At 69.2% G+C, this 12623-nt stretch carries 11 protein-coding genes; 8 read left to right on the top strand and 3 right to left on the bottom strand.

Translation table 11 applies throughout. The annotated features are described in order from the left end of the window. Positions 1–695 (top strand): endonuclease I family protein (locus BJG92_RS08240; protein WP_232083547.1); only part of this gene is annotated, 695 nt, incomplete at its 5' end. A gap of 85 nt (positions 696–780) precedes the next feature. Further along, positions 781–1638: a DUF1684 domain-containing protein gene (locus BJG92_RS08235; protein ID WP_232083546.1), complete on the top strand. Its 858-nt coding sequence runs from the start codon at positions 781–783 to the stop codon at positions 1636–1638. Positions 1639–1659: 21 nt separating this feature from the next. Here BJG92_RS08235 and BJG92_RS08230 read toward each other — a convergent pair whose 3' ends face one another. Then, positions 1660–2895 (bottom strand): acyl-CoA dehydrogenase family protein, encoded by a 1236-nt coding sequence (locus BJG92_RS08230; protein WP_374199777.1) that lies wholly within the window; start codon positions 2893–2895, stop codon positions 1660–1662. Beyond that, positions 2895–3728 carry an SDR family NAD(P)-dependent oxidoreductase gene (locus BJG92_RS08225; RefSeq protein WP_232083545.1) on the bottom strand — a complete coding sequence of 278 codons (834 nt, stop codon included), beginning with the start codon at positions 3726–3728 and terminating at the stop codon, positions 2895–2897. The genes BJG92_RS08230 and BJG92_RS08225 overlap by 1 nt, the downstream gene beginning before the upstream one ends. Positions 3729–3990: 262 nt before the next feature. Here BJG92_RS08225 and BJG92_RS08220 point away from each other — a divergent pair, with 262 nt between their 5' ends. The 5 genes from BJG92_RS08220 to BJG92_RS08200 all read left to right on the top strand — a co-directional run bounded on the left by BJG92_RS08220 (position 3991) and on the right by BJG92_RS08200 (position 11209). Then, positions 3991–5190 (top strand): glycoside hydrolase family 76 protein, encoded by a 1200-nt coding sequence (locus BJG92_RS08220; protein ID WP_232083544.1) that lies wholly within the window; start codon positions 3991–3993, stop codon positions 5188–5190. Positions 5191–5347: 157 nt separating this feature from the next. Then, positions 5348–6397 (top strand): iron ABC transporter substrate-binding protein, encoded by a 1050-nt coding sequence (locus BJG92_RS08215; protein ID WP_232083543.1) that lies wholly within the window; start codon positions 5348–5350, stop codon positions 6395–6397. Between the two features lie 5 nt (positions 6398–6402). Further along, positions 6403–7992: an iron ABC transporter permease gene (locus BJG92_RS08210; protein ID WP_232083542.1), complete on the top strand. Its 1590-nt coding sequence runs from the start codon at positions 6403–6405 to the stop codon at positions 7990–7992. Next, positions 7989–9164, top strand: a complete 1176-nt coding sequence (locus BJG92_RS08205; protein WP_232083541.1) for an ABC transporter ATP-binding protein — start codon at positions 7989–7991, stop codon at positions 9162–9164. Before BJG92_RS08210 ends, BJG92_RS08205 begins: the two co-directional genes overlap by 4 nt. 104 nt (positions 9165–9268) lie before the next feature. Continuing rightward, positions 9269–11209: a glycogen debranching N-terminal domain-containing protein gene (locus tag BJG92_RS08200; protein WP_232083540.1), complete on the top strand. Its 1941-nt coding sequence runs from the start codon at positions 9269–9271 to the stop codon at positions 11207–11209. On the opposite strand, the gene BJG92_RS08195 is transcribed toward BJG92_RS08200, so the two are convergent. Next, positions 11206–11808, bottom strand: a complete 603-nt coding sequence (locus tag BJG92_RS08195) for a YdeI family protein (protein ID WP_232083539.1) — start codon at positions 11806–11808, stop codon at positions 11206–11208. The two genes, BJG92_RS08200 and BJG92_RS08195, sit on opposite strands and share 4 nt — an antisense overlap. Before the next feature lie 128 nt (positions 11809–11936). Between BJG92_RS08195 and BJG92_RS08190 the strand changes: the two genes are divergently transcribed. After that, positions 11937–12623 (top strand): VOC family protein (locus BJG92_RS08190; RefSeq protein ID WP_308011640.1); only part of this gene is annotated, 687 nt, incomplete at its 3' end.

Below are 12623 nucleotides of genomic sequence, written 5' to 3'. Positions count from 1 at the left end.
CCCCCACGCCCGGTGACTACTACGCCCCGGCCAACGGAAAGACCGGCCCTGCCCTGGAAAGCAGCCTGCACCAGATCATCTCCGTGCAGCGGAAACTCAGCTACGACCAGGTCTGGGATGCCCTGAAAGACACGGACCAGGACCCCTCCAACAGCAACAACGTGATCCTGCTTTACACAGGACGCTCGCAGTCCAAGGCCACCAACGGCGGCGGCGTGGATGACTGGAACCGGGAACACGTCTGGGCCAAGTCGCACGGGGACTTCGGCACGGCCACCGGCCCGGGAACGGATGTGCACCACCTGCGCCCCACCGACGTCACCGTCAACTCCGCCCGCGGCAACAAGGACTTCGACCTTGGCGGGGCACAGTCCACCGAGGCGCCGGGCAACTACACCGACGCGGATTCCTGGGAGCCCCGCAACGCGGTCAAAGGCGATGTGGCCCGCATGATCATGTACATGGCGGTCCGGTACGAGGGCGGTGACGGTTTTGCCGATCTGGAGATGAACAACCTTGTCAACAACGGCACGGCCCCCTACATGGGGAAGATGAGCGTGCTGCTGGACTGGAACCGGATCGATCCGCCGGACGCCTTCGAGCAACGCCGCAACCAGCGGATCTACGAGCAGTGGCAGGGCAACCGGAACCCGTTCGTGGACCACCCGGAGTACGCCGACGCCATCTGGAACTGACCGCGTTTCCCGCCCCGGCCCCTAGCGGCCAGCCGGGGCGGGGCCTAGGGTTGTAGCCAGCCCGTGTACCGCCTGGGAGGAACCCGTGAACACCACGCACCCTGATCTCGAAGCCCAGCTCGCCCGCTGGCAGCGTTTCCGGAACAGCCGCGACACGGCCCTCGCCAGCGATTACGGCTGGCTGACCCTGACCTCGTTCCAGTGGCTCGAGGGCGCGCCGGCCGCCGTCGAACTCGTCCCCGGACTGTGGTCCACGGACGGCTCGACGGCGGTCCTCACCGCCGCAGCGGCCGACGGACTCACCCTCGTGGAGACCGGCCAGCCCGTGGACGGCACCATCAGCGCAACACTGTCCGACGAGGAGTCCCTGCTCTGGGTCCAGTACGGCGGGAAGGACGGGCGGCAGGTGGTGGTGGAGCTCGCCATGCGGGCCGGCAAGTACGCCATCCGCACCCGGGATTCAACGTCGCCCGCGTTTACCGGGTTCGACGGCGTCCCCACCTTCGCCTACCGGCCGGACCTCGTGATCGAGGCCAGCTTCCACCCGTATCCGGAGCCCGTGGACGTGCCCATCGGTACCGCCAACCCGCTGGTGGACGGGGTCCACCGGTCCGTGGGCGAGCTCGTCTTCCGGCTGCCGGGCAAGGACCATGAGTTCCGCCTGCAGGCCGAGGAGGAGAAGCTCGGTGCCCTGACGGTGACGTTCCACGACGAGACCAACGGGGCAGCCCCGCCGGGACAGGCAACTGCCGAGTGGCGCAAGGTCTCGACTGCCCGGCCCCGGGTCGACGCTTCGGGAAACCGGACGGTGATCCTGGATTTCAACCGGGCCATCAATTACCCCAGCGCCTTTACCCCTTACGGCTCCTGCCCCATGCCGGTCAGGAACAACAGCCTGGACTACCGGATCGAGGCCGGGGAGCAAGAGCCCGGGCTCTTCTAGCCGCCCCAACAGACCGTCGCGCTAGATGATCGCGGAAACCCCGGTGACGGCCCTGCCCACGATCAGCGTGTTGATTTCGAACGAGCCCTCGTAGGTGTAGATCGCCTCGGCGTCGGCGAAAATCTTTGCCATCCGGTAGTCGGTGACGATCCCGTTGCCGCCCAGCAGGGACCGGCCCATCGCCACTGTTTCCCGCATCCGGGCGCTCACATAGGACTTCGCGAGCGCCACTTGCGGCATGTCCGCGGCGCCCTGGTCCTGCAGCTGCGCGATCCGGACCATCATGCCCATGCTGGCCACGGCGTTGCCGAGCATGGTCACCAGCTGCTGCTGGACCAGCTGGAACTTCGCGAGCGGGCGGCCGAACTGCCGGCGCTCGACGGCGTACTGGCGGGCGACGTCGAACGCGGCCAGCTGCTGGCCGACGCCCTGCCAGGCCACCATGATCCGTGAACCGCGGAGCAGCTCGTTGGTGTCCTCGAAGCTGTTGATCCCGGCGAAGCGGTCCGTCTCCGGGACCAGCACGTCCTCAAAGACGATGTCCGCATTCTGCACCGTGCGCAGGGCGATCTTGTTTTCGATCCTGCTTCGGGTCACCCCGGGCAGGGTCGCATCCACGATGAAGCCGCGGATGCCGCCGCCGGCCTCGTCGCGGGCCCACACGAGCATGTAGTCACAAAACGTCCCGTTGCCGATCCAGCGTTTGGCGCCGTTGAGCAGCCAGGCGTCCCCGCCGTCGGCCGCTCCCCCGGGAACCCGCCGGGCCCTGGTTTCCATCCCGCCGGCCACGTCCGAGCCGTGCTCCGGCTCGGTGAGCGCGAAGGCGCCCGTAGTCCGCAGGTTGGCGGCGTCCTCGAGCAGCCGCGCCTTCTGCTCCTCTGAGCCGAAGCCGTACAGCGATTCCACGAAGAGGTCGTGGTGGACCAGGAAGAACGTCGCGAGCGAGGTGTCAACCCGGGTCATCTCGGCGATGACGAGCCCGGCGAAGAGATTGCTGTACCCGCGCTGGGCCGGAGCGCTGAGCTCGAGGGCGGCCAGTTTGGGCAGGATGTGGGCCGGGAATTCGGCCTTGTTCCACCATTCCCCGGCAAACGGGGCGACCTCGAGGGCCAGGAATTCCCGCAGTTCGGCCATCTTCGCCTGCTCGGCGGCGTTGAGCATCGACTCGAAGTCGAAGAAGTCTGCGGCCGGCAAACCGTCCACGGAGGACGCTGCAGGTGACGACGCCGCAGTGGATGACACCGCAGGAGCCTGCATTACTTCGGGCCCATCCGGATGGCGCCGTCAAGGCGGATGGTCTCGCCGTTGAGCATGGCATTGTCCACGATGTGCGCGGCAAGGCTCGCGTACTCTGCGGGGCGGCCCAGCCGGGATGGGTGCGGCACCTGCTGGCCCAGTGAATCCTGGGCTTCCTGCGGGAGCCCGGCCATCATGGGGGTCTCGAAGATGCCCGGTGCGATCGTGACCACTCGGATCATTGAACGGGCCAGTTCGCGTGCGATCGGCAGGGTCATGGCGGCCACGGCGCCCTTGGAGGCGGCGTAGGCGGGCTGGCCGATCTGCCCGTCGAAGGCAGCGACGGAGGCGGTGTTGATGATGACGCCGCGTTCGGGCCCGCCAAGTTCGGTGGTCACGGGCGCGGTGGCGGCCATGGCGGCCGCAGCAAGCCGGATGACGTTGAAGGTGCCCACAAGATTGATCTGGATGACGCGGCTGAAGGTCTCCAGCGGCAGCACTCCGTCGCGGCCCAGCACCTTGCCGGGGGTTGCGATCCCGGCGCAGTTCACCAGGATCCGCAGCGGCCCCAGGGCAACGGCGGCGCCGACGGCGGCCTGCACCTGGTCCTCGCTGGTCACGTCCGCGGGGGCAAAGACCGCTCGGTGAGCCGGTTCCCTGGATTCGCCGGTCCCCGCGGCGTCCCCCCGGTCCTTGGCCAGCGCGTTCAGTTCGGCAGCCAACGCCTCCCCGGCCGAGCCCGGCAGGTCCACGAGCACCACGGACGCGCCGGCGTCGAACAGGCGGCGGGCGGTCGCGGCCCCGAGGCCCGAGGCCCCGCCCGTAATCAGCGCAACAGTACCTTCGATGTCCATGCATCCTCCTTGATGTGGAACCCGAACCCGGCCGCGGACCGCCGTTGCGTGCAGCGGCAGCCACGTCGCCGTGGTCACCGGCGACTGGGAACATTAGTTAGTGAATGTTAACTGAAATGCGGGCGTCCCGCACCTTCGGCGCGTGTTGAAGGTGCTGGCCGCTCTGCGTGGCGGTCCGCACTACGCCGCGCGGCGGTCCGCACGGCGTACCGCGGCAGTCAGGATCCCGGCGCCCAATGCCGGCGCCCAATAAGGTGGGTCCATGACCCACGACGCCCCATCCGCCCCGAACTGGTCCTTCCGTGCAGACGAGGCGGCCCGTTCGGTGACCCGGTTGTTCGGGCAGCCGCTCTTTTTCCTGCCGGGCACCCACATCGCCGCCATCACCCGCCCGTCCGGCCGGCTGCAGAACCTGGCCCGGCCGTGGCACTACTGGTGGCAGGCACACTATCTCGACTGCCTGGTGGACACCGGCCGCCGCGAACTCGGCGGCGAGGGCCACCCGCCGGCCAAGTTTGACGTCGACAGCCTCCCGAGCGCCGGCAAGCTGGCCTCCCGGCTGGTCGCCGGCATCCGGCTGCGGAATTTCCTCACGGTGGTCAACAACTACTACGACGACATGGCCTGGCTGGCCCTCGGCACCCTGCGGCTGGAGAAACTCGCCGAGGACACCCGCAAGACCTCCGGCCGGCGCCGCAATGCCCGGGTCCTCAAGAGCCTCACCCTGCAGTTCGACTCGGCCACGACGGACGACCTCGGCGGCGGCACGTTCTGGAGCAAGAAGCGGGACTTCAAGAACACCCCGGCCACGGCGCCGGTGGCACTGTTTTACGCCCGGACCGGGCAGCGGGCAAAAGCCCAGGCCCTGCTGGACTGGCTGGACGCCAAGCTCTTCGACCCGGAGCAGGGAATGTACCGGGACGGGCTCCGGATCGCCCCGGGCGGCGAGGTGCTGCTGGAAGGCGGCATCTACACCTATAACCAGGGGCCAGTCCTCGGCGCCCTGCTCGAGCTGGGCGGTACGGCAAACCTGCAGCATGCCTCCGCGCTGGTCCTGTCGGTGGCCCGGAGCCTCACGCTGCAGGCACCGCTGACGGGGCGCACGGCCACCGTGCTGCGCTGCGAAGGAACCGGCGACGGCGGCCTCTTCACCGGGATCCTCATCCGGTACCTCGCACTCGCCGCGGTCGACGAACGGCTGCCGGCCGATATCCGCACGACGGCCGCGATGTTGGTCAACGACACGGCCGAGGCCTTCTGGGAAGGCCGGCGCATCGTCTCGGCGCAGGAACCGCTGGCGCGCAGGGGACCGCGGCTGGTCTTTTCCGCACGCCCCGAGGTGCCGGCGCGGCGCTGCTATCCGGCCGGTGCCGCCGTCGAACTGTCCACCCAGCTGCAGGCCTGGATGATCCTGGAGGCGGCCGCGTCGATTCCCGGAACGGCCGAAGAATTAAGTCATTAAATTGTTTCGTAATTGATGTGATCCTGATCACTTAAGGGGTCTTCAAGTTGGTTGCTTAGGTTTGGCTAACCTACAGTTTTGGTTAGTGAGCATGCCCTAACTTCCCCGCTCACGGGGGCTAGGGTTCCCTGACCTTTTCCTTGCAGAAAGTAGCCCCATGAAGATCCGCAACAACGCCCTGGCAGGCATCGCACTCGCCGCCACCGCCGCGCTCGGCCTGGCAGCCTGTGGCTCGGGCACCTCCTCCGGCAGCACTACCGGAGCCGACGGCAAGCCCGCCGGCGAGATCACGGTCTACAACGCCCAGCACGAGTCCTTGACCAAGGAATGGGTGGATGCCTTCACGGCGGAGACCGGCGTCAAGGTCACCCTGCGCCAGGGCGACGACACGGAGATGTCCAACCAGATTGTCCAGGAGGGCGCGGCCTCCCGCGCCGATGTGTTCCTCACGGAGAACTCCCCCGCCATGGCCCAGGTGGAAAACGCCGGTCTGTTCGCGGACGTGGACCAGGCCACCGTGGACCAGGTCCCGGCCGCCTTCCGACCCTCCACCAACAAGTGGACCGGTATCGCGGCCCGCTCCACTGTCCTGGTCTACGACAAGGCCAAGCTGAGCGATGACAAGGTGCCCGCGTCCATGCTGGACCTGGCCAAGCCCGAGTGGAAGGGCAAGTGGGCGGCCTCGCCGTCCGGCGCCGACTTCCAGGCGATCGTCTCCGCCCTGCTGGAACTCAAGGGCGAGGCCGCCACGGAGGAATGGCTCAAGGGCATGAAGGAGAACTTCAAGGCATACAAGGGCAACAGCACTGCCATGAAGGCAGTCAACGCCGGCGAGGTCGACGCCGCCCTGATCTACCACTATTACTACTACGGGGACCAGGCCAAGACCGGCGAGAACTCCAAGAACGTGACGCCGCACTACTTCAAGAACCAGGATCCGGGCGCCTTCGTGTCCGTCTCCGGCGGCGGCGTGCTGAAATCCTCCAAGAACACTGCGGCCGCCCAGGCCTTCCTGAAGTTCATCACCGGCAAGACGGGCCAGGAAGTGCTCCAGAAGGGCACCTCCTTCGAGTACCCCGTCGGCTCCAAAGTTCCGGCCAATGACAAGCTCGTGCCGCTCCCGGAGCTGCAGGCCCCGACCGTGGATCCGGCCAAGCTCAACTCCGCCAAGGTCACCGAGCTCATGACCAAGGCAGGGCTGCTCTAACCACCGTGACAAGCACGCTGGCCCCCGAAAAATCAGGGGACACCACGACGGCGGGCAGGGGCAAGCGCCCCCGCCCGCCTTTCGGCGTTTCTATTGTTGCGATCCTGGCGGTCCTGATCGCCCTGTTCTCGTTGGTCCCGCTGGGCTACGTGGCGGTCATGACGGGCGCCACCGGCTGGGACACCGCCGTCGCGCTCATCTTCCGGGAGCGGGTGGGGGAACTCCTGCTCAACACGGTCCTGCTGATTGTCATCACCGTGCCCCTGTGCCTCGTCCTCGGCGTGGGCGGCGCGTGGCTGGTCGAGCGCACCAACCTTAAGGGCCACAGGATCTGGTCCGTGCTGCTGGCTGCACCGCTGGCCATCCCGGCCTTCGTCAACAGCTACGCCTGGGTTTCCGCGGTGCCGTCGCTCGGCGGGCTCTGGTCCGGCGTCCTCATCGCCACGCTCTCCTACTTCCCGCTGGTGTACATCCCCGCCGCGGCGACGCTCAGCCGGCTGGATCCGGCGATTGAGCAGTCCGCCGCGTCCCTGGGCCTCGGCGCCTGGCGGGCCTTCTTCCGCGTCGTGCTGCCGCAGCTGCGGATCGCGCTGACGGGCGGTGCCCTGCTGGTGTCCCTGCACCTGCTGGCCGAGTACGGCGCCTTCGCAATGATCCGCTTTGACACGTTCACGACGGCGATCATGGTGCAGTACCAGTCCACGTTCAACGGCACCGCCGGGAACATGCTGGCCAGCGTGCTTGTCTTCTTCTGCCTCATCCTGCTGGTGCTGGAAGTCCGCGGCCGCGGCAGCGCCCGGTACGCCCGGGTGGGCTCCGGCGCCCAGGCCCGCGCCCTGCGCCTGCCGCTGCACGCCTACCAGCTCCCGGCGCAGCTGTCCCTGCTCGCCCTCACCGCCCTGGCCTTCGGGCTGCCCCTGGCGTTTGTGCTGCGCTGGATTGTCGCCGGCGGTCCGGACATCTGGTCCGCGGAGGAGTTCATGCCGGCCCTGCTGCAGACCCTCGGTTACGGCCTCGCGGCCGCCCTCGCCACCACCGTGGTCGCGTTCCCGATGGCGTACCTGGCCGTGCGGCAACCCGGCTGGTTCAGCAAGTCCCTGGAACTGTCCAACTACATTACGAGCTCGATGCCCGGGATCGTGGTGGGCCTGGCCTTCGTGACCGTCAGCATCCGCGTGGCGCCGGGCCTGTACCAGACCTCGATGCTCCTGCTCGCAGCCTACGTGCTGCTGTTCCTGCCGCGCGCCCTGGTCAACATCCGTGCTGGCCTGTCCCAGGCGCCGAAGGAGCTCGACGAGGCCGCGCAGTCGCTCGGCAAGCCCCCGCTGATGGCGTTCCTGCGGGTGACGCTGCGCCTCACTGCGCCGGCCGCCGCGGGTGGCGCTGCGCTGGTGTTCCTCGGGATAGTCAACGAGCTCACCGCCACCCTGCTGCTCTCGCCCAATGGCACCCGCACGCTCGCCACCGAGTTCTGGAGCAAGAGCAGTGAAATCGACTACACGGGTGCCGCCCCGTACGCCCTGCTGATGATCCTGATCTCCGCCCCGATGACCTATCTCCTCTTCCAGCAGTCCAAGAAAGCAGCCGGACAGTGACCAACACCAGCCCTTCCCGGCTCCCGGAACCGCGGGTCGCGGCCTCCGTTGCCACCAGTACCAACAACCACCTTGAGATCGAGGCGGTGACGAAGAACTTCGGGTCCCAGTCGGTCCTCAAGGGCGTCAACCTCTCGGTGGCCAAAGGCGGCACCACCGCGATCGTTGGCCCCTCCGGCTCCGGGAAGACGACGCTGCTGCGGCTGATTGCCGGCTTTGAGCACCCTGACACGGGCAGCATTTCCCTCAACGGCAGCAAGGTCGCCGGCGAGGGCATCTGGGTTCCGGCCCACAAGCGCCAGGTGGGCTATGTGGCGCAGGACGGCGCCCTGTTTCCGCACCTGACGGTCGGGCAGAACATTTCCTTCGGCCTGGATTCCGGCACGCTCCCGGGCGGGCACCGCGGCGTCAAGGCCCGGGTGGGGGAATTGCTGGAAATGGTCTCGCTCGACGCGGGCATGGCCAGGCGCCGCCCCCATCAGCTCTCCGGCGGGCAGCAGCAGCGCGTCGCCCTGGCCCGGGCCCTGGCCCGGGAACCGGAGCTCATGCTCCTCGACGAGCCATTCTCCGCCCTGGACGCCGGCCTCCGGGTGGCCACCCGCCGGGCCGTCGGCAGGGTACTGAAAGACGCCGGCGTGACCACCATCCTCGTCACCCACGACCAGGGCGAGGCGCTGTCCTTCGCCGACCAGGTGGCGGTCATGCGCGGCGGCAAGCTGGCGCAGATCGGCAACCCCTTTGTGGTCTACACGCGCCCGGCGGACCGCGCCACCGCGGAATTCCTGGGCGATGCCGTCATCCTCGACGCCTGGATGGAAGGCTCCCTCGCCACGTGCTCGCTGGGCGGCATCCCCGTCCGCAGGCCGCCCGCCCAGGGCCGGGTCCAGCTCATGCTCCGCCCCGAACAGATCCGCATCGCCGAGGACGGGCCCATCCGCGGCGTCGTGGTCGACACCGACTACTTCGGCCCGGAAACCACGGTCCGGCTCAAACTCGCCGTCCCGCCGGTCCTCGCCGAAGGGGCCGTGGCCGATCACCGCTACCCGGGCGGCGGCGAGATCATCACTATCCGGCACTGGAACGCGTCCATCGCCCGGCCCGGCACCGAGCTGTGCCTGCGCGTCGTGGGCGAAGCCGTCGCCTTCCCCGTGGAGGACAAGCCGCAGGAGTGAGCCCTGCCGCCCGGTCCGCCTCCTGAGCTGCCGGTCCACACCCGGCGCGCGCCGCGCCCGCGCCGTCCGTGGAGCCCGTCCGGGTCCCGGCATAGGGTGGGCGGATGACTGTTCAGCCAGCGCTCCACCGCCAGCACTGCTCCGTTGCCGCCCCGACGCAGTTGTGGCTCGACGACGACGGGCGGCTGGCCAGCGGGGGCGCCGGTCCGCTCCGGAACGGCGCCCCCGAGACCTCCGGCGAGGCTGGTCCAGGTTCCGGGTCCGGCTGGTTCACCGGGCTGCTGCACGGAGACACCCGGATGCTGTGCCGGGCCGAGGTCCGGGTGAACGGCATGGAACCCGAGCCCGCCACGGTAGAGGCCGCCCCGGGAGGCGTCCTCCATGTCCGGGGACTGGTCCGCGGCATTGCGGGACCTACCGAGGATCCCGCCGTCGAACTCTTCCAGACCTGGACCGTCACACCGGGCGTCGTCCGCCACGCGCTGGCTCTGAGCACCTCGCTCGAGAACGTCGAGGTGGAAATCGAAATCCGGCTCGCCGCCGACTTCACCGACATGGCGGGGATCCGGCTGAGCCGTTTCCGCGAGCCTTTCCGGCCGTACTCCGCGGATGATTCTGCCCTTCGCTGGCGCGACGGCGGCCGGAGCCTCACGGTCGCCGCGCCCGGCAACATCGCCGCAGGCGAACGGCTCCTCTGGCGCGGCACCGCAGGCCGGGGGCGCCCGTTCGAGGCGGAATGGCAGGCGGTCCTGGCGGACAGCGAGGACGCCGTCGTGGCAGCCCGGCCGCCCGCCTCGCGGCGGCACCGCGCGTCGCCGGCCGGTGCACTGGGACTGCTCCTGGACAATTCCCTCGACGAACTGGCCGGGCTCCGCCTGGCCACCCGGAAGTTGCCGGACGCCTCTTTCCTTGCCGCCGGCGCACCCTGGTATTTCACGCTCTTCGGCCGGGACTCCCTGTGGGCGGCGAGGATGCTGCTGCCGCTCGACGCGGGGATCGCCGCCGGGACCCTCCAGGCCCTGGCCGCCTTCCAGGGCACCCGGGACGATCCAGCGGCCGCCGAGGAACCTGGCAAGATCCTCCACGAACTGCGGTCCAAGGAGCTGGTCCTCGAGAGCCAGCGCCTGCACCTGCCCCCCGTGTACTTCGGTGCCGTCGATTCCACCCCGCTGTGGCTGTGCCTGCTCGGCGAACTGGGTCGCGCCGGCCTGGACGACGCAGCGGTCCGGTCACTGCTGCCCAACGCGGAGAGGGCCGCGCAGTGGCTGCTCGCCGCCGGCGGCGCCGGGAGCGGTGGCGCGAACGCGGGCTTCCTCAGCTACCAGGACGTCACCGGCCACGGGCTGAGCAACCAGGGCTGGAAGGATTCCGGGGATGCCCTGCAGTTCCGCAACGGCCGCCAGGCCGACGGCCCGATCGCGCTCTCCGAGGTCCAGGGCTACGCCTACCAGGCGGCGCTGGAGACTGCCGAACTGTTCGACGCGTACGGGGAGCCGGGCGGCCAGGCCCTGCGCGACTTCGCCGCGGCCCTGCAGCAGAACTTCCGCGAGCGCTTCTGGGTAGAGGACGACGCCGGCCTGTTCCCGGCGATGGCCCTCGACGGCCACGGTGCTCCGCTGGACGTCCCGGGCTCCAACATGGGCCACCTGCTCGGCACCGGGATCCTGAACGCGGCAGAAGCGCGGCTTGTGGCGGACCGGCTGCTGAGCCCGGAGCTGTTCTCCGGTTACGGGATCCACACGATCTCGCGCCGGGCCGACGGCTTCTGGCCCTTCAGCTACCACTGCGGTTCGATCTGGAGCCACGACACGGCCGTCGCGATCCGTGGCCTGCTCGCGGAGGGATTCCTGCCGGAGGCGCGGGCCCTTGCAGAAGGGCTGCTGGCCGCCGCCGGCTCCTTCGGGGGCCGCCTGCCGGAGCTTTTCGCGGGAATCCCGGCCGACGAGTCCGGCCGGGCCGTACCGTACCCGGCATCCTGCCACCCGCAGGCGTGGTCCTCCGCCTCGGCCGTCGTGATCGCCCAGGCCCTGGGCGTGGACTTCTAGGAGGGCGCCGGCGGCCGTTTGGCCTGGGGGTACGGCGTTTCGTAGCGGGCCAGCATTTCAACGAATCCGGCGATCTTCTTTTCCCGGGTCGAGGCCTGCTTGACCCCATTGGTCCGGTAGATCAGGGCGTACCGGTTCACCGAGGTGAGGACCTCGAACATAGCCTGCGCCCTTGGATTGTCCGCCACCGCCGCGGCGAGGTCCGCCGGCACCACCGCCGTCGCGGGGCCCGCATAGGCGGCTTCCCAGCGGCCGTCCGCCTTGGCGGCCTGGACGGCGGCGTGCCCGGCCGGGGCCATCCTTCCGGCAGCCTCGAGACGCCCGATGCGGCCCACGTTCAGCGCCGACCACACGCTTTTGGGCCCCCGCCGGGTCATCCGCTGGAAGGAGCTTTCCCCGTCCCGGCGCCGGCTCTGGCCGTCGATCCAGCCGAAACACAGCGCCTCCTGCAGGGCGGCCTCGTAGTCCAGTTCGGTCACCGAGCCACCCTTCTTGTGCAGCACGAGCCACACCCCGGGGCTGTCTGCATGGTTCGCCTCGAGCCACGCGCGCCACTGGGCGCCGTCCTGTACTAGCAGTTCGTCAAGTTCAGCAGCCATGCCCCATTTTCCCCCAGCCGGGCCAGAATCGGGACCTTTGGTGGCACCATTGTCCGTGAGAGCCGGATCCCGTCCCACCCCGAGGAGCAACGATGCTGCGTGTCCGCCCGATTCACTTCACTTCCCGCATGGACGGGTGGGAGCGGCTGCTCACCGACCTCGGCATGGTCAAAACCGTGGACGAGCCCACGTGGCGGGAGTTCGACGCCGGATCTGGCCGGCTTGCGCTGCATTTCGTCGAGGAGGGCTCCGCGGAGGACGGCACCGCGAGCTTCGGCGTCGAGGTGGGAGACCTGGCACGGTTCGCCGCGCGGACCAACGAGGCAGGCGCGGCCACCGGCACCACCGCCGCCGCCGGCACCACCGCGGAACTTATCGACGCGGACCACGGCCCCTCCTGCCGCATCACCGCCGCGGACGGATTCAGTTTCCTCGCCGACCCTGCCAGCCGCGCAGCAGACGGCAGCTGGGGCGGATCAGCGGAAGCGGACCCCGGAGTCGCCGTCGTCGGGGTCTGGTTCGCCGAAGACGCCGTGGCGGCGTCTCAAACGCTGCGCGACATTGGCGCCCGGCCCCGCCCGGTGCCGGGCTCCGACGCCGGCACGGCCGAATCCGAAGCGTTCACGGCGAAGAACGGCGGGATCCTGATGGTCGGCGCAGGAACCGGGGGCGGGAGTGCCGGTCTGGGCTTCGAGTACGCCGGCGACCTTGGCGCCCTCCGGGAGCGGCTGAGCGAGGCGGGCCACGAAGCAGCGGTCATCGAGGAAGCCGCCATCCCCACCCTGCACGTGGCCACCCCCGATGCGGACGTTGCC

The sequence above is a fragment of the Arthrobacter sp. SO5 genome (assembly GCF_020532805.1).
Taxonomy (GTDB): domain Bacteria; phylum Actinomycetota; class Actinomycetes; order Actinomycetales; family Micrococcaceae; genus Arthrobacter.
Note: the sequence above shows the minus strand (reverse complement) of the source record. Positions and strands in the feature narration are given on the sequence as shown.